22 protein-coding genes, 1 rRNA gene and 1 pseudogene are annotated in these 15198 nt (G+C 44.8%); 3 read left to right on the top strand and 21 right to left on the bottom strand.

Annotated features, from left to right (window positions below):
* A 16S ribosomal RNA gene (locus BXO87_RS19870) occupies positions 1-66 on the bottom strand; the annotation flags it as partial.
* A gap of 339 nt (positions 67-405) precedes the next feature.
* Here BXO87_RS19870 and pdaB point away from each other — a divergent pair.
* A complete protein-coding gene (gene pdaB / locus BXO87_RS19865) occupies positions 406-1170 on the top strand; it encodes a polysaccharide deacetylase family sporulation protein PdaB (RefSeq protein WP_038456740.1) in 765 nt (254 codons plus the stop codon).
* Here pdaB and kbaA read toward each other — a convergent pair whose 3' ends face one another.
* On the bottom strand, positions 1171-1767 hold the full coding sequence (gene kbaA, locus BXO87_RS19860; RefSeq protein ID WP_038456737.1) for a KinB-signaling pathway activation protein: 597 nt from the start codon (positions 1765-1767) through the stop codon (positions 1171-1173).
* Positions 1768-1874: 107 nt separating this feature from the next.
* Here kbaA and gerD point away from each other — a divergent pair, with 107 nt between their 5' ends.
* Positions 1875-2432 carry a spore germination lipoprotein GerD gene (gerD, locus tag BXO87_RS19855; protein ID WP_007615280.1) on the top strand — a complete coding sequence of 186 codons (558 nt, stop codon included), beginning with the start codon at positions 1875-1877 and terminating at the stop codon, positions 2430-2432.
* Positions 2433-2464: 32 nt separating this feature from the next.
* Here the strand turns inward: gerD and BXO87_RS19850 are convergent, their stop codons facing one another.
* From BXO87_RS19850 to BXO87_RS19840, 3 genes are all read right to left on the bottom strand, one after another.
* Positions 2465-3517, bottom strand: coding sequence for an Mrp/NBP35 family ATP-binding protein (locus BXO87_RS19850; protein WP_007410418.1), 1053 nt, complete (start codon positions 3515-3517; stop codon positions 2465-2467).
* Between the two features lie 79 nt (positions 3518-3596).
* Positions 3597-4310 (bottom strand): N-acetylmuramoyl-L-alanine amidase CwlD, encoded by a 714-nt coding sequence (gene cwlD, locus BXO87_RS19845; protein ID WP_007615278.1) that lies wholly within the window; start codon positions 4308-4310, stop codon positions 3597-3599.
* A 60-nt stretch (positions 4311-4370) separates the two neighbouring features.
* A complete protein-coding gene (locus BXO87_RS19840) occupies positions 4371-4814 on the bottom strand; it encodes a DUF2521 family protein (protein WP_011996201.1) in 444 nt (147 codons plus the stop codon).
* A 130-nt stretch (positions 4815-4944) separates the two neighbouring features.
* Here BXO87_RS19840 and BXO87_RS19835 point away from each other — a divergent pair, with 130 nt between their 5' ends.
* A complete protein-coding gene (locus tag BXO87_RS19835; RefSeq protein ID WP_038456735.1) occupies positions 4945-5418 on the top strand; it encodes a DinB family protein in 474 nt (157 codons plus the stop codon).
* Between the two features lie 13 nt (positions 5419-5431).
* On the opposite strand, the gene BXO87_RS19830 is transcribed toward BXO87_RS19835, so the two are convergent.
* The 16 genes and pseudogenes from BXO87_RS19830 to BXO87_RS19755 all read right to left on the bottom strand — a co-directional run bounded on the left by BXO87_RS19830 (position 5432) and on the right by BXO87_RS19755 (position 15170).
* Positions 5432-6199, bottom strand: coding sequence for a class I SAM-dependent methyltransferase (locus tag BXO87_RS19830; protein ID WP_038456733.1), 768 nt, complete (start codon positions 6197-6199; stop codon positions 5432-5434).
* Between the two features lie 137 nt (positions 6200-6336).
* Positions 6337-6729: a 30S ribosomal protein S9 gene (rpsI, locus tag BXO87_RS19825; protein ID WP_003225846.1), complete on the bottom strand. Its 393-nt coding sequence runs from the start codon at positions 6727-6729 to the stop codon at positions 6337-6339.
* Between the two features lie 20 nt (positions 6730-6749).
* Positions 6750-7187: a 50S ribosomal protein L13 gene (rplM, locus tag BXO87_RS19820; RefSeq protein ID WP_003225844.1), complete on the bottom strand. Its 438-nt coding sequence runs from the start codon at positions 7185-7187 to the stop codon at positions 6750-6752.
* A 159-nt stretch (positions 7188-7346) separates the two neighbouring features.
* The gene (gene truA / locus BXO87_RS19815; protein ID WP_017419475.1) at positions 7347-8090 is read right to left on the bottom strand and encodes a tRNA pseudouridine(38-40) synthase TruA; all 744 of its coding nucleotides are present in this window, start codon (positions 8088-8090) and stop codon (positions 7347-7349) included.
* Positions 8091-8102: 12 nt separating this feature from the next.
* On the bottom strand, positions 8103-8900 hold the full coding sequence (locus BXO87_RS19810) for an energy-coupling factor transporter transmembrane component T family protein (protein WP_014304219.1): 798 nt from the start codon (positions 8898-8900) through the stop codon (positions 8103-8105).
* Positions 8897-9766, bottom strand: coding sequence for an energy-coupling factor ABC transporter ATP-binding protein (locus BXO87_RS19805; protein WP_007615263.1), 870 nt, complete (start codon positions 9764-9766; stop codon positions 8897-8899). The genes BXO87_RS19810 and BXO87_RS19805 overlap by 4 nt, the downstream gene beginning before the upstream one ends.
* The gene (locus BXO87_RS19800) at positions 9742-10587 is read right to left on the bottom strand and encodes an energy-coupling factor ABC transporter ATP-binding protein (RefSeq protein ID WP_007615256.1); all 846 of its coding nucleotides are present in this window, start codon (positions 10585-10587) and stop codon (positions 9742-9744) included. The genes BXO87_RS19805 and BXO87_RS19800 overlap by 25 nt, the downstream gene beginning before the upstream one ends.
* Before the next feature lie 131 nt (positions 10588-10718).
* The gene (rplQ, locus tag BXO87_RS19795) at positions 10719-11081 is read right to left on the bottom strand and encodes a 50S ribosomal protein L17 (protein WP_003156550.1); all 363 of its coding nucleotides are present in this window, start codon (positions 11079-11081) and stop codon (positions 10719-10721) included.
* A 77-nt stretch (positions 11082-11158) separates the two neighbouring features.
* Complete coding sequence (locus tag BXO87_RS19790; RefSeq protein WP_003156549.1) at positions 11159-12103, bottom strand: DNA-directed RNA polymerase subunit alpha; 945 nt, start codon at positions 12101-12103, stop codon at positions 11159-11161.
* Positions 12104-12279: 176 nt separating this feature from the next.
* Positions 12280-12675 carry a 30S ribosomal protein S11 gene (rpsK, locus tag BXO87_RS19785; protein WP_003156547.1) on the bottom strand — a complete coding sequence of 132 codons (396 nt, stop codon included), beginning with the start codon at positions 12673-12675 and terminating at the stop codon, positions 12280-12282.
* A 20-nt stretch (positions 12676-12695) separates the two neighbouring features.
* On the bottom strand, positions 12696-13061 hold the full coding sequence (rpsM, locus tag BXO87_RS19780) for a 30S ribosomal protein S13 (RefSeq protein WP_003156545.1): 366 nt from the start codon (positions 13059-13061) through the stop codon (positions 12696-12698).
* 22 nt (positions 13062-13083) lie between these two features.
* Positions 13084-13197, bottom strand: a complete 114-nt coding sequence (gene rpmJ, locus BXO87_RS19775) for a 50S ribosomal protein L36 (protein ID WP_003156543.1) — start codon at positions 13195-13197, stop codon at positions 13084-13086.
* A 33-nt stretch (positions 13198-13230) separates the two neighbouring features.
* Complete coding sequence (gene infA / locus BXO87_RS19770) at positions 13231-13449, bottom strand: translation initiation factor IF-1 (RefSeq protein ID WP_003156508.1); 219 nt, start codon at positions 13447-13449, stop codon at positions 13231-13233.
* Positions 13427-13751, bottom strand: a pseudogene (locus BXO87_RS21120) (KOW domain-containing RNA-binding protein). Before BXO87_RS21120 ends, infA begins: the two are co-directional and overlap by 23 nt.
* A gap of 22 nt (positions 13752-13773) precedes the next feature.
* Positions 13774-14520: a type I methionyl aminopeptidase gene (map, locus tag BXO87_RS19760; RefSeq protein WP_007410408.1), complete on the bottom strand. Its 747-nt coding sequence runs from the start codon at positions 14518-14520 to the stop codon at positions 13774-13776.
* Complete coding sequence (locus BXO87_RS19755) at positions 14517-15170, bottom strand: adenylate kinase (protein WP_007410407.1); 654 nt, start codon at positions 15168-15170, stop codon at positions 14517-14519. The genes map and BXO87_RS19755 overlap by 4 nt, the downstream gene beginning before the upstream one ends.
* Positions 15171-15198 lie beyond the last annotated feature (28 nt).

The raw sequence follows: 15198 nt of genomic DNA, 5'->3' as shown, positions 1-15198 counted from the left end.
GTTCACTTGCATGTATTAGGCACGCCGCCAGCGTTCGTCCTGAGCCAGGATCAAACTCTCCGATAAAGTAGTTTGACTGACTACGCACATCGCTGTGCGATTTATTTAAAACTTTGAATTAACAGGTGCGTTTTGTCTTGTTTAGTTTTCAAAGATCATTACCGCTTGTTGAAGCAGCTTTATTATCTTACCACTCAGCTTCTTTTATGTCAACAACTTTTTTCAAGTTGTTTCCGAAGCTTTTTGTTGTTGTCTGCTGTTCATCAGCGACGTTTAATAATATACCATGCATTCTTTAAATTTAGCAAGTGTTTTTTTCATTTTTTTAAAACGTATTTCGTTATATTCATCTCCGCCGCAGCATACGATGTAATCAAGCATGGACAAGATAAGGAGGCGTCATCAGTGAATCACTTCTACGTGTGGCACATCAGAAGGATAAAACAGCTGCTTATTATTATCATTGCCGCATTTGCAGCAGCCAGCTTTTTTTATATACAGAGAGCCGTCCCCCTTCCTGTATTTTTAACTGATAGCGGCCCGAAGGCTATTTCAAAAGGGGAGACGAAAGCGGGCGAAGTCGCATTAACATTCGATATCAGCTGGGGCGACGAAAAAGCAGTTCCTATTCTGAACGCGCTAAAAGCAAACGGTATTAAAAACGCCACTTTTTTTCTGTCAGCTTCTTGGGCGGAACGGCACCCGGACACAGTTGAACGTATGATAAAAGACGGACATCAAATCGGCAGCATGGGATATGCGTATAAGAATTATACCAACCTAGAGGACAATGAAATAAAAAAAGATATCCTCCGGGCCCAGACTGCATTTAAAAAGCTGGGTGTAAAGAATGTTCATTTACTCCGCCCGCCGACCGGACAATTTAATAAAAAGGTTCTTACCATTGCACAGCAGTACCACTATTCAGTGGTTCATTACAGCGTTAACTCGCAGGATTGGACAAATCCCGGCCCTGATAAAATCATTAAAAATGTAAACAGTCATATAAAAGGCGGCGACATTGTCCTGCTGCACGCCTCTGATTCAGCAACACAGACTGAAGAAGCGCTCCCCGCCATTATTCACAATTTAAAGCAAAAAGGACTGAAAAACGTGACCGTCGGCGACCTGATCGCAAATACTGACGTCAAGTCATCAGAAGTGAAATAACTACCTCTGGGCAAACTTCGGCAGCATTAACAGCTGAAACGCATTGCAGCCCATCAGCGGAATCAGCATCAAATAAAGCCAGTCCTCATTATTCACTCGTAGCGCAGGAACCCATTCAAGCGCTGTAATAACGACCATTAAAAATAATGATGAAACGAACGTATTTTTTGAGGACTGCTTTTGTTTTATATATGCCGTCAACAGGCCGACGGCAAGCAGAGCCAGCGGCAGCCAGACAAACCCTGCAATCGAGTCATTCCGCTCTCCGAAAAACAAAAATCTGACGTACATTAAATCAAAAGCGACAAACAGAATGATAAACAGCTGAAGCAGATTCCAAAGCGAGCTTGATCTGAGAATTTCAAGGGCAAACCGGTGCACCGTCAGAAAAACGAAGAATCCCATCTGGCTGATCACACTGAAAATCATGCCTACCCCGATAAACCAGATCAGAACGGAGAAAATCTGACCGGCCTCAAAATTCAGAAAGAACCCCTTGTACTCCCCCCACTTCAGAGCAAATCCCACGACGCTTGTAATAAGAGCGCCCACAGCTAAAATCGAAAAGAAAAATCGAACAAGCCCGCGGCTTTTCATCTCTTATTCATCCCCCTGACAATCGCGTTCAGCGATATTTTGTTATGTATAAATCCATTCCGATGAATCATATTAAAAATAAGTACAAGTAAGGAAGGAGCTTATGCATGTCAAAAGCCAAAACGCTATTGATAAGCTGTTTTGTTGTATTATCTGTAACAGCTTGTGCTCCAAAAGACCAAGCAGCGGATATGGATTATGACCAGACTAAAAAAATGGTTGTTGATATATTAAAGACAGATGATGGAAAAAAAGCAATTAAGGAAATATTAAATGATGATGCGATGAATGAGGCATTGGTGATTGATCAAAATGCCATTAAAGGCACAATAGAGAAAACCCTCACCTCTAAAAAAGGGGCGGAGTTCTGGAAAACCATCTTTGAAGACTCAAAGTTCGCCGAGAGCTTTGCAAAAACTCTTCAGCCCGAGCACGAAAAAATCATAAAAAAACTGATGAAAGACCCTGATTATCAGAAAAGTTTTATGCAGATCATGCAGGACCCCGGCATGGATAAAAAATACTATGAGCTGGTGAAAAGCCAAAAGTTCCGCAGTTACTTAGAGGATGTAATTACAGAGACACTTTCCAGCCCGCTTTTCAAAAAGCAATTCGAGGATGAATTGAAAAAAGCGGCTTCAAGCTCTGAAAAAGAAAGCCAATAAAAGGCCGGGCCGTGTTGATCCCGGCCCCTTTTTTATTCAGCTGTTTTTTCAATGACTTTCTGGGCGATCCCCATATAAATTTCCCCGATCGGATGACTTCTGTCATAGACAGAAGGCGCAAACTGATCCTTGTCCCAATCAGGCTGTTTTAAAGGAATTCTGCCAAGCAGCGGCACTTGCAATTCCTCTGCAAGCTTATCTCCCCCGCCTTGACCGAACACATATTCTCTCTCGCCGGTTTTTGCACTTTCATAGTAAGCCATATTTTCAATGACCCCTACAACTTCATGATCAGTCTTAATCGCCATAGAACCCGCTCTCGCCGCTACAAATGCGGCTGTAGGGTGCGGCGTTGATACGATAATCTCTTTGCAGCTCGGAAGCATTGTGTGTACATCAAGCGCCACATCACCCGTGCCAGGCGGCAGATCAAGAACGATATAGTCAACCTCTCCCCAGTCAACTTCATGGAAGAAGTTATTCAGCATCTTGCCCAGCATCGGCCCTCTCCACACAACCGGAGCGTTTTCTTCGACGAAAAAGCCCATCGACATAACCTTTACTCCAAATCTTTCGACAGGAAGCAGTTTTTCTCCTTCTACTGTCGGGCGAACTGTAATACCCATCATGTCCGGCACGCTGAATCCGTATATATCCGCGTCGATCAAGCCGACTTTTTTTCCGAGCCGTGCAAGAGAAATGGCCAGATTGACGGAAACCGTTGATTTGCCGACACCGCCTTTTCCGCTTGCCACCGCAAGAAAGACCGGCGGGTGTTTCCTATTCAGCAGGGTTTCGCTTTCAGCAGCCGGCCGGCTGAATTTCGCCAATGTTTCTTCTGGCAGCTCTTCAAACCGCAGTCCCACAGTTTCTGCACCCGCTTCTTTCAAAACGGATACGATTTCCTGCTGAATGCCCATCTGTTCAGCCGTCCCCGTTTTTGCCAATGCAATTTTTACACTGACATGCCGTTTTTCCGGCTTGATCTTTACTTCTTTAATGGCATCCAATTCTCCCAGCGGTCTATGAAGAAAAGGTTCGCGCATGTTTCCGACTATATTTCTTACTTCATCTTCTCTTATCATCGAACCCTCACCCTTTGTGTATTCGTTTACAAATGGTATTATACCATATATTAAACATAGAATCGGCGAAAAACCCTCCTTACTCGGGAGGGTCTCCTTTCTCTGTAAAGTATCTCAATACGCCCTTATACACGGAAGAAGCGATTTTGTCCTGATATTTGGGCTGGCCGAGCCTTTTCGCTTCCGCGGGATTGGACAGAAATCCGATTTCCACCAGCGCGCCCGGTTTGGTTACATTCTGCATTAAGTAAATGCCGTGTATCCGTTTCGCCTTTCTCGTTGTATTCTCCAAATTGATTCTCAATTCGTCCTGTATATATTTTGCCACTTTTTCATTTTCTTCGTATTTTCCGTAGTAGAAGCTTTGGGCGCCGCTCCATCTCGGTGACGGTATGGCGTTCAGATGAATGCTGATATAAAGCTCCGCCTCTGAACGGTTGATGATTTCCACGCGCTTTCTCAGATCTTCCGCTTTGCGTCTGCTGTAGCCTTTCGTCCCTTCAGGAGCTAAATCAGTATCCGTCTCCCGCGTCATAATGACCAAAGCTCCCTGCTCCTGCAAATAGTCTCTGACCCTGGAGGCCACTTCGAGAGTAATGTCCTTTTCAAGGTGACTGCCTCCCGTGGCGCCTCCGTCCGGCCCGCCGTGCCCCGGATCGAGATAGATGATTTTCCCGCTCAGGGGCAGACTCCACGGCCGCCAGGAATCATCATTTTGGAATTGAAACCGGAATAAACACAATAATATGATAAAGCCAAGTAAAAAACCGAGCCATTTCAGCTTTTTTGTCATACCTTTCCCTCCCGCTTGTCCCCGTTATTAATAAGTATGGGACAAGGGAAGAAATTATGATTATCTCATGCGGAGCTTACATTGTTTTTCTCTTTGCAGAAATCCTTCCGTCCACCAGCTGTTGATAAACCGGCAGGACGCTTCATAGATTTCTTTTTGTTTAACGGAAGAATATTGCTCATGCGTCCAATTGCAAAGATATTCAAAAAAATCGACCGTCAGTTCTTCCTCTTCCTCAGCCGAACGGGCGTTTGCCCTCTGCAAAGACTCACCATAATAGCCAAAGACGCCGAACCTGCCGCCTAATAAATACGCTTCAATTGCAAAATCTATGCATCCTTCACTCAGAATGCCGTTTTCGTCTTGAAGAAAGGGAAACAAAGGGGTAAGACAAGCTTTTACGGACTGAATGATCTGCGTCAGTGACAGCTCCTTTAGTAAACTCTTCTCAAGCTCAAAATCCTTCTGCCGTTTCACGTCTGAAAAAGATAATACTTCTGCCATTGCCAGCCACGCTCCTTTTTACTGTTATTTTGAAAGGAAAAGGGAAAAAGCATGCTTTGTTGATAGTGGAAATCCTCCCAAATGAAGGAGTTTTATGTTAACTGGAAGAATAAAGAGCTGAGGTGACGTGATGAAAAAGCTGTTTCAATACAATTGGACGGTGCGTGACGAGTGGTTTATGATATGTGAAAAGCTGAGCCGGGAGGAACTGACGAAAACCCGGACGGGCGGAATGGAGAGCATCTTGCGGACTTTATTTCATATCATTGATGTCGAGATCAGCTGGGCTCGTGCCATTTTAGGTAAAGATGATGTTTTACCTGCTGAGTCTGGCTATACAAGCATTCAGGATCTCAGAAAGCTGTCTGAACAGTATCGGGAGGATGTCATTCATGCGGTCTCCCTCAAAGGACCGGATCTTGTTAAGCCGGACTGGATGGACCAAACCTTTCCTAAAGAAGATATTCTCCGCCACATCCTTGCGCATGAGATTCACCATATGGGACAACTGTCGGTTTGGGCCAGAGAAATTGGAATAGAACCGGTTTCGGCTAATGTGATCAGCCGACCGCAGGAAAAAGCCGCAAAAAAACAGCACCTCTGACGGGATGCCGTTTTTATATTTTAATGCTTCTTGTTACGGAGTATGTATTAATGTATTCATCCAGCACGAGGCCGCCTTTGTCCTCGTAAAAACCGGCAACCATGAAGCCTGCGTCAATCTGACCTTTAATTTGATCCTCCAGCGTATGGCCGAATTCAAGCGCTTCATGATTATCAATAAGTTCCTTTACCTTTTTCTTACTCAGGTCTTTTTCATCCGAAAACGGAATGGAATACTTTACTTTGAGTACACCTTCCTGCTCTAAATCCATATCAAATAAGAACACGACGGGATTTACAAAACCGGAGACTAAAGACCCGCCTTTTTTCAATACGCGATGAGCTTCTTTCCATACCGGAAGAACCGTATCAACAAAGCAATTCGATACCGGGTGCACGATAAAATCAAATGACTCATCATCAAAACAGCTCAGATCATTCATGCTGCCTTTGACAGTCCGAAGCGTAAGATCGTCCCGCTCGGCAACCATTCTGTCTTGCTCAAGCTGTTTTTCCGAATTGTCTAAGATGGTCACGTCCGCTCCTGCAGCAGCAAGGACCGGCCCTTGCTGTCCTCCTCCTGAAGCGAGACAAAGAACCTTCAGACCGTCTATGGGCGGAAACCAATCCGCCGGCACATCTTTTCCGGGGGTCATTCTGATGCTCCAATTGCCTTTTTTCGCTTCACCAATCGTATGAGAATCAACCGCAACCGTCCATTCATTGCCTGTTTCGACTTTTTTATCCCATGCCTTGCTGTTATGTATGACTAACTTATTCATTATAACTGCGCTCCTTATTGGTAATGAATAGAGTATAACAAACAATTCTAGAAAAACATCGGATAACCTCTTGAATATGAGAAAAAAATACAAAAAAACCACAACCAAGAAGTTGTGGTTTTTGCCATCCAAAACGATTAACGTTTTGAGAACTGAGGTGCACGACGAGCGCCTTTAAGACCGTATTTTTTACGTTCTTTCATACGAGCGTCACGAGTCAGAAGACCGGCACGTTTAAGTGTTGCACGGTATTCTGGATCTGCTTCAAGCAAAGCACGAGCGATACCATGACGGATTGCTCCAGCTTGACCAGATAAGCCGCCTCCATGTACGTTTACTAAAACATCATAAGTACCAGCTGTTTCAGTTAAAGTTAATGGTTGTTTGATATCTTCGATTAGGGCTGGAGATGGAATGTGCTCGCTGATTTCACGATTATTAACGACGATACGACCTTCTCCTGGAACTAAGCGCACACGCGCTACAGAACTTTTACGACGGCCAGTACCGTAATATTGAACCTGTGCCAAATTGGTAACCTCCTTTTTAATTAACCGCGAAGTTCGTAAACTTCAGGTTTTTGTGCTTCATGTGGATGCTCAGAACCACGGTATACGTTCAATTTTTTGAACATTTGACGACCTAGAGAACCTTTTGGAAGCATGCCTTTGATAGCAAGCTCAAGCATTTTCTCAGGGTAGTTTGTACGCATTTCAAGAGCAGTTCTTGATTTTAATCCGCCTGGATGTTGAGTGTGACGGTAGTAGATTTTGTCAGTTAACTTTTTACCAGTTAACTCGATTTTTTCAGCGTTGATGATGATCACATGATCTCCAGTATCAACGTGCGGTGTGTAAGTCGGTTTGTGTTTCCCGCGAAGGATAGATGCAACTTCTGTAGAAAGACGTCCTAAAGTCTTGCCAGCAGCATCAACAACTAACCACTTGCGTTCAATAGTACTTGCGTTAGCCATAGGTGTTGTACGCATTGAATTTCCCTCCTAAATGATCTGTCATTTTCAATAATCTTCGATTACGTTCTATTTCACAACACAATAAGTTCCGGGGCTTATCGTGGGGTTGAAATACATACCATATGATATCTTATAACTTTATGCAGACTCTGTCAAGAAAATGTTACACCTGGTTTAGTTGTCATAGCAAACGCTCCATAAATACAGCCCGTGCCCCGGTGCGGTGCGCCCCGCGGCTTCGCGATCTTTCGCTTCGAGCATTGCTTTTACATCATCGGGAGAAAATTTTCCAGCTCCTGTATCCAATAACGTTCCGGCAATGATTCTGACCATATTATAGAGAAAACCGTTACCGGTGATCCGCATCTGCAGGCCGTCTCCGGTCTCAGTCCAATCCAGCTCGTAAATCGTTCTGACCTTATCCTGAACCGCGGTATCAGCCGCGCAAAAGCTTGTGAAATCATGTGTCCCGATGAGGTGCCTTGAAGCTTCCCTCATTTTCTGCACATTAAGCTGATATGCAAAATGGTAAGCGTAATGTCGTTTAAATACGTCCGGGTGTTTCTCCGTATATACAATATAGCGATATTCCTTTTGGACTGCGCTAAATCGTGCATGGAACCCATCATCCGCAATCTCTGCTGTTTTGACGGCAATATCATCAGGCAGCAGGGCATTGAGCGCAAACGGCCATTTCTCAGCCGGGATGGACAGCGGCGTATCAAAATGAATGACCTGCCCGGCAGCATGAACATCGCTGTCCGTGCGGCCGGATGAGTACACAGGCACTCTGCCGTCCGTTTTATGGATGACGGCCAGCGCTTTTTCCAATTCACTTTGAACGGTCCGCTTTCCAGGCTGAACCTGATATCCGTTAAATAAATGCCCGTCATAAGCAATGGTACATTTCACTCTCATTCAGCAGCACCTCTAACTTCTTAAGAAAAACAATAACACGGCTAATACGATGATGAGCAGAATAGCTCCGGTATCCTTTCCGGTCCAGACGAGCTTTCTGTATTTCGTTCTCCCCTCACCGCCCTGGTAGCCTCTCGCCTCCATGGCGACCGCGAGCTCTTCTGCGCGTTTAAAGGCGCTGACAAACAGCGGAACAAGCAGCGGAACAACCGCTTTGATTCTGTCTTTCACCGGGCCGCTTGTAAAGTCCGCACCCCTCGCCATTTGCGCCTTCATGATTTTATCTGTCTCTTCCATCAATGTCGGGATAAATCGCAATGATATCGACATCATCAATGCGAGTTCGTGTACGGGCAGCTTCACCTTTTTAAAAGGATTCAGCAGCTGCTCCATTCCATCTGTTATTTCAATCGGCGTTGTTGTCAGCGTCAGCAGCGTCGTCATAAAGATAAGGTAAACGAAACGGAGGGAGATAAAAATCCCCTGTATAAGGCCGCCCTCATACACTTTAAACCAGCCAAGCTGAAAAATGACAGATCCTTCATGCGTCATGAAAATGTGTAATAAAAAGGTAAACGCCACAATCCAGATAATCGGCTTAAGCCCCTTCAGCAAAAAGCTGAACGGCACGCGCGTTAAGGCAATCACCCCGAATGTAAACAAACCGAGCAAAGCGTACGTCTGTACGTTGTTTGCCAAAAAAACAATACATACAAAAAGAAAGATGCTGACAAGTTTTGTTCGCGGGTCCAATCGGTGAATAAGCGATGATCCGGGAACATACTTTCCGATAATCATGCTGTCCATCATTGGTCCTTTTCCTCCTGAAAGAAAGCCTTAATTTCACTGGCGGCATCCTGCAGGGTCAGCATGGGTTTCTCATACTTGACGCCGAGAGCCTTCTCAAGCCGTCTCTGAAACTTCACTGATTCAGGAAGGTCCAGGCCCATTTCGGACATCTCTTCACCTTTTACAAACAAGTCACGCGGACTCCCCGTCGCTTTAATGGTTCCTTTGTGCATGACGATCATCTCGTCGGCATAACGGGCGGCGTCCTCCATACTGTGGGTGACGAGAACGGTAGTCAGGTTTCCCCGCTGATGAAGCGCATAGAACATGTCCATAATGTCCTGGCGCCCTCTCGGATCAAGACCGGCCGTCGGTTCATCCAAAACCAGCACTTCCGGCTCCATCGCGAGAACGCCCGCAATCGCCACTCTGCGCATCTGGCCGCCGCTGAGCTCAAATGGTGAACGATCCAAAATGTCTTCCGGAAGGCCTACAAGCCCCAGCATTTCTTTTGCTTTCCGTTCAGCGTCTTCTTTTTTTACACCGAAATTCATCGGTCCGAATGCGATGTCCTTCAGCACAGTCTCTTCAAACAGCTGATGTTCGGGAAATTGGAAAACGATTCCGACTTTTTTTCGTAAAGTCTTAAGGTCTTTATTCTTTTTACCGGCTGCCAGAATCGTGCTCCCGAGTTCAAGCTGTCCTTTAGTCGGTTTCAGCAAACCGTTTAAATGCTGCAGGAGCGTCGATTTGCCCGACCCTGTATGCCCGATGACGGCAACGTAGCTGCCCTCTTTTATTACGGCATTGATATCATACAGAGCAAGCCGTTCAAACGGTGTCTTCATTTGATAGCGGTGTTCTACATCTTTGATTTTAATGTCCACAGCTCATTCACCAGCCCTTCCTGAGTCAGATGGTTTTTCGTTAACGCCAGTCCGCTTTCTTTCAAAAGCAGGCTGAGCTGGAATGAGAAAGGCAAATCAAGACCGATGCGAACCAAGTCTTCGTTTAATTTAAAAATCTCTTCAGGCGTGCCCTCTGCATATTTCCTGCCGCCGTTCATCACAATGATCCTGTCCGCCCTTGCGGCTTCTTCCAGATCATGTGTTATCGAAATGACGGTGGCCATGCCCTGATCTTTTAAGCGTCTGACAGTATCAAGGACTTCTTCTCTCCCAATCGGGTCAAGCATGGATGTCGCTTCATCCAAAATCATAATATCAGGACGCGCGGCAATAATTCCCGCGATCGCCACTCTTTGTTTTTGACCTCCGGAGAGATGGTGCGGCTCTTGATCAAGAAAATCCTGCATATTGACTTGTGTGACAGCCCAATCTACTCTCTCAATCATTTCTTCGCGCGGAACACCATTGTTTTCTAAACCAAAAGCCACATCATCGCGAACAGTCGTTCCGACAAATTGGTTATCGGGATTCTGAAAGACCATCCCTATTTTTTTTCGCACATCCCACACGGTATCCTCAGTCAGTTTGATGCCGCCGACTTCAATTTCTCCGGCCTCGGGCAAAATCAGCCCGTTCAGCGCTCTGGCCAAAGTCGACTTCCCTGAACCGTTGTGGCCTACGATAGCAAGCCATTCTCCTTCGTATACCTCCAGACTCACACCGTCCAGCGCTGGTCTTTCCGCATCTTTGCGGTATCGGAATAGAATGTCTTTTACGGATATAAGCTGCTTTTGATCCATGGGCGCCTGGCCTCCTCTCAGCTATAGCTCTGCTTGTCTGTCTCATGATAAAAAGTTCTGATATCTAAAAAAAGGGCATAGATCCAGTTAGAAACTGTCCCGCCCTTCTTTAGATACACAAAAATATGTGATTAAACCAATTCGATGATTGCCATTGGTGCACCGTCACCACGGCGAGGACCAAGCTTCATAATACGTGTGTATCCGCCTTGGCGCTCCTCGTAACGAGTTGCAATGTCAGAGAACAATTTTTGAAGTGCATCTTGGTTATTTTCTTCATTAGCAACCTCGTTGCGAATGTATGCAGCAGCTTGACGACGAGCATGCAAGTCACCGCGCTTACCAAGAGTGATCATCTTTTCAACAACAGAGCGAAGTTCTTTCGCACGTGTTTCAGTTGTTTCAATTCTTTCGTTGATGATCAAATCTGTTGTAAGATCACGAAGCATAGCTTTACGCTGTGAACTCGTACGTCCTAGTTTTCTGTATGACATGTGATGTCCCCTCCTTTAATGGAATGCTGTTTCTAAATAAAAAACACACGAAAATCCTAGTTCACATGGAAACTAGATCAATCGTCTTTGCGAAGGCCGAGTCCAAGTTCTTCAAGTTTCGCTTTCACTTCTTCAAGTGATTTGCGTCCCAGATTGCGAACTTTCATCATATCTTCTTCCGTCTTGTTCGCAAGTTCTTGAACCGTGTTAATGCCCGCACGCTTCAAGCAGTTGTAAGAACGGACAGAAAGGTCAAGTTCCTCAATCGTCATTTCAAGAACTTTTTCTTTTTGGTCCTCTTCTTTTTCAACCATGATTTCAGCATGCTGAGCTTCGTCAGTTAAACCGACGAATATATTAAGGTGTTCAGTTAAAATCTTTGAACCGAGCGCAATTGCTTCCTTCGGTCCAGTGCTTCCGTCAGTCCAAACATCAAGTGTAAGTTTGTCATAGTTTGCAACCTGGCCTACACGAGTGTTTTCTACCTGATAAGATAAACGAGAAACTGGCGTAAAGATTGAATCGATCGGAATCACGCCGATTGGCTGATCGTCTCTTTTGTTCGAATCAGCAGGTGTATACCCACGTCCTCTTTGTGCAGTAAGGCGAACTCGGAAACTCGCATTCTCACCAAGAGTCGCGATATGAAGATCCGGATTAAGGATTTCAACATCGCTGTCGTGTGTAATATCAGCTGCTGTGACAGTTCCTTCGCCCTGTACATCAATTTCAAGCGTCTTCTCTTCATCAGAGTAGATTTTCAATGCAAGCTTTTTAATGTGCAAGATTATCGTTGTAACATCTTCCACAACGCCTTCGATTGTCGAGAATTCGTGCAGTACACCATCTATCTGGATCGATGTTACAGCGGCACCAGGGAGTGAGGATAAGAGGATACGACGTAAGGAGTTACCCAGAGTTGTACCATATCCACGCTCAAGCGGCTCTACGACAAACTTACCAAATTTGGCATCGTCGCTGATTTCAACCGTTTCGATTTTTGGTTTTTCAATCTCGATCATTACTTAAAACCCTCCTTCAAAACGTCGAAACCTCGAATAGAATCATATGAGATTCCATCCGAAATTCCCCATTGTTTAGTCCCGTATGTGCTCAGGCAACGAGTCGGTGCATTCGTTTCATAAATAACTGTATCATAACCCATTATTGACAGGGACACAAAATCTATACAAACAAATTACACGCGGCGACGTTTTGGTGGACGGCATCCATTATGAGGAACAGGAGTTACGTCTCTGATAGCTGTAACTTCAAGCCCGGCAGCTTGTAAAGCACGGATTGCAGCTTCACGGCCAGAACCTGGTCCTTTAACAGTTACTTCAAGAGTTTTAAGTCCGTGTTCGATTGAACCTTTAGCAGCTGTTTCAGCAGCCATTTGCGCAGCAAAAGGAGTAGATTTACGAGAACCTCTGAATCCTAGAGCTCCGGCACTTGACCAAGAAATAGCATTACCATGAGTATCAGTGATCGTAACGATCGTGTTGTTGAAAGTTGAACGAATATGAGCGATTCCTGACTCAATATTCTTTTTCACGCGACGTTTACGCGTGTTTTGTTTACGAGCAGCAGCCATTGTTTAGGTACCTCCCTTACTTATTTTTTCTTGTTAGCTACAGTACGACGCGGACCTTTACGAGTACGCGCATTGTTTTTAGAGTTTTGTCCGCGAACAGGCAAACCTCTGCGATGGCGGATTCCGCGGTAGCTTCCGATTTCGATCAGACGCTTGATGTTAAGAGAAACTTCACGGCGAAGGTCACCTTCTACTTTCAGTTTGTCAATAACATCACGGATTTTACCAAGTTCTTCTTCAGTAAGATCACGCACACGAGTATCTTCAGAAACACCAGCCTCTTTCAAGACTTGCTGAGCCGTTGTGCGGCCAATTCCGAAGACATATGTTAAAGAAATAACAACACGTTTGTCACGTGGGATATCTACACCAGCAATACGAGCCATTCTCTGGGCACCTCCTTATTAATTATCCTTGTTTTTGTTTATGCTTTGGATTTTCACAGATCACCATTACTTTTCCTTTTCTGCGAATAACTTTACATTTTTCGCAGATTGGTTTAACTGATGGTCTCACTTTCATGTGTTTCCAACCTCCTTCAGTTTCCGGAGTGCTTTATTTGTAACGGTACGTAATCCTGCCACGAGTTAAGTCATATGGAGATAATTCTACCGTAACTTTGTCTCCAGGTAAAATGCGAATGAAGTGCATGCGGATTTTACCAGATACGTGAGCCAAAACCGTATGGCCATTTTCGAGTTCAACTTTGAACATCGCGTTTGGCAGTGTTTCGACAATCGTACCTTCCACTTCAATTACATCGTCTTTCGCCATTCAAGTGTTCTCCCTTCTTCAAATCAGTAACTTGCTCTCTGACAAATTTCAAAAGAGAAAATCTCAGTTATCCGTTTGTCACACGCCCTGTTTCGTTTATACTGTTCTGAACTTCCGGAGATACGCAATCATAAAGGGTGAATGATTGATATTCTTTTTCTAAGGAGAATGAAATGTACGCTTTTCTCCGTCTGCTTTAGTACACGATGATGAATCTTCATTCCGATGACAGCAGCTAGCCGGTTTTTCTTCCGACCAATTGTAAACCTACAATCTGCCCAGGTGCGGAATGAAAAACATATGTCAAGGAATTCATTTCATCATCTAGACTTTTGTCAGTATATCAAAACCCGTTTCCGTAATCGCAATCGTATGTTCAAAATGAGCACACTTTTTCCCATCTACCGTTACAACCGTCCAGTTGTCAGCCAATGTTTTCACATACCGGCTGCCAGCGTTAACCATCGGTTCTATAGCGAGAACCATACCAGGCTTCAGCCTAGGTCCTTTGTTTGGCGGACCGTAATGAGGAATTTGCGGATCCTCATGCAAGTCTTGACCAACACCATGTCCGACATACTCCCTAACAACTGAAAACTGCTCATTTTCGACATACGTTTGTATTGCGTGGGAAATATTCGACAAACGTTCACCTGGTTTTGCTTCCTTCAAGCCTTTATATAAAGACTCCTCTGTCACTTCCAGCAGTCGTTTATCATCATCACTGATGTTTCCTACCGGATATGTCCAAGCAGAGTCACCATGATAACCATTTAATTTAGCACCGATATCAATGCTGATAATGTCACCGTCACGCAAAACCCTTTTACCGGGTATTCCGTGAACGAGTTCTTCATTAACTGATACACAGATGCTCCCGCGAAACCCATTATACCCCTTAAAAGATGGGATTGCACCCTGCTTCTCAATAAAACGTTCGGCAATTTGATCCAATTCTTTTGTCGAGATTCCTGGTTTAATGTGCTTTTTCATCTCTTCATGAGTCAAAGCCACGATTCGCCCTGCTTCCCGCATGATGCCAAGCTCACGAGGGGTCTTACAGATAATCATTTGCTCAATCCTCCAAGAAGCTCTTTCACATCTTTGTACACGTCGTTAATGTCCTGCTGGCCATTGACGTTGACAAGATACCCTTTCTCAGAATAAAAATCGAGTAAAGGCTGAGTCTGCTTCATGTTGACCTCAAGCCGTTTTGAGACGGTTTCCTCATTATCATCTGCCCGTTGATAAAGGTCTCCTCCGTCTTTATCACAAACACCCGGCGTTTTCGGCGGATTGAAAACCAAATGATAGGTTGTGCCGCAAACACTGCAAATTCTGCGTCCAGTCAAACGTTCCATTAAAGAGTCTTTGTCTACTTTAATGTTAATGACATAATCAATCGGCTTGCCGTATTCCTCAAGAATGTTTTCAAGAGCTTCAGCCTGAGCGACTGTTCGCGGAAATCCGTCCAGAAGAAAACCTCTTTCACAATCATCTTTGCCGAGTCTTTCTTTGACAATGCCGATTGTGACTTCGTCCGGTACGAGCTCGCCTTTATCAATATAAGACTTTGCTTCGAGTCCGAGTGGTGTTTCTTCTTTCATAGCAGCACGGAACATATCTCCCGTTGAGATATGAGGTATCCCATAATCCTCAACAATTCGTTCTCCCTGTGTGCCTTTACCGGCTCCAGGAAGTCCCATTAAGACTAAGTTCATTCGGATTTCCCCCGTCCTCTCTTATTTA

This window comes from Bacillus sp. GZB, from assembly GCF_001975995.1.
In the GTDB taxonomy this organism is placed as follows: Bacteria; Bacillota; Bacilli; order Bacillales; family Bacillaceae; genus Bacillus; species Bacillus velezensis.
This window is presented reverse-complemented; position numbering and strand designations above follow the sequence as displayed.

Bases quoted from the DNA above. Each gene is read 5' to 3' on its own strand.
- kbaA (WP_038456737.1), bottom strand. From the start codon at position 1,767: ATGAAAAGCCGCGGGCTTGTTCGATTTTTCTTTTCGATTTTAGCTGTG.
- gerD (WP_007615280.1), top strand. From the start codon at position 1,875: ATGTCAAAAGCCAAAACGCTATTGATAAGCTGTTTTGTTGTATTATCT.
- BXO87_RS19850 (WP_007410418.1), bottom strand. From the start codon at position 3,517: ATGATAAGAGAAGATGAAGTAAGAAATATAGTCGGAAACATGCGCGAA.
- cwlD (WP_007615278.1), bottom strand. From the start codon at position 4,310: ATGACAAAAAAGCTGAAATGGCTCGGTTTTTTACTTGGCTTTATCATA.
- BXO87_RS19840 (WP_011996201.1), bottom strand. From the start codon at position 4,814: ATGGCAGAAGTATTATCTTTTTCAGACGTGAAACGGCAGAAGGATTTT.
- BXO87_RS19835 (WP_038456735.1), top strand. From the start codon at position 4,945: ATGAAAAAGCTGTTTCAATACAATTGGACGGTGCGTGACGAGTGGTTT.
- BXO87_RS19830 (WP_038456733.1), bottom strand. From the start codon at position 6,199: ATGAATAAGTTAGTCATACATAACAGCAAGGCATGGGATAAAAAAGTC.
- rplM (WP_003225844.1), bottom strand. From the start codon at position 7,187: ATGCGTACAACACCTATGGCTAACGCAAGTACTATTGAACGCAAGTGG.
- truA (WP_017419475.1), bottom strand. From the start codon at position 8,090: ATGAGAGTGAAATGTACCATTGCTTATGACGGGCATTTATTTAACGGA.
- BXO87_RS19810 (WP_014304219.1), bottom strand. From the start codon at position 8,900: ATGATGGACAGCATGATTATCGGAAAGTATGTTCCCGGATCATCGCTT.
- BXO87_RS19800 (WP_007615256.1), bottom strand. From the start codon at position 10,587: ATGGATCAAAAGCAGCTTATATCCGTAAAAGACATTCTATTCCGATAC.
- rplQ (WP_003156550.1), bottom strand. From the start codon at position 11,081: ATGTCATACAGAAAACTAGGACGTACGAGTTCACAGCGTAAAGCTATG.
- BXO87_RS19790 (WP_003156549.1), bottom strand. From the start codon at position 12,103: ATGATCGAGATTGAAAAACCAAAAATCGAAACGGTTGAAATCAGCGAC.
- rpsK (WP_003156547.1), bottom strand. From the start codon at position 12,675: ATGGCTGCTGCTCGTAAACAAAACACGCGTAAACGTCGCGTGAAAAAG.
- rpsM (WP_003156545.1), bottom strand. From the start codon at position 13,061: ATGGCTCGTATTGCTGGTGTAGATATCCCACGTGACAAACGTGTTGTT.
- rpmJ (WP_003156543.1), bottom strand. From the start codon at position 13,197: ATGAAAGTGAGACCATCAGTTAAACCAATCTGCGAAAAATGTAAAGTT.
- infA (WP_003156508.1), bottom strand. From the start codon at position 13,449: ATGGCGAAAGACGATGTAATTGAAGTGGAAGGTACGATTGTCGAAACA.
- map (WP_007410408.1), bottom strand. From the start codon at position 14,520: ATGATTATCTGTAAGACCCCTCGTGAGCTTGGCATCATGCGGGAAGCA.
- BXO87_RS19755 (WP_007410407.1), bottom strand. From the start codon at position 15,170: ATGAACTTAGTCTTAATGGGACTTCCTGGAGCCGGTAAAGGCACACAG.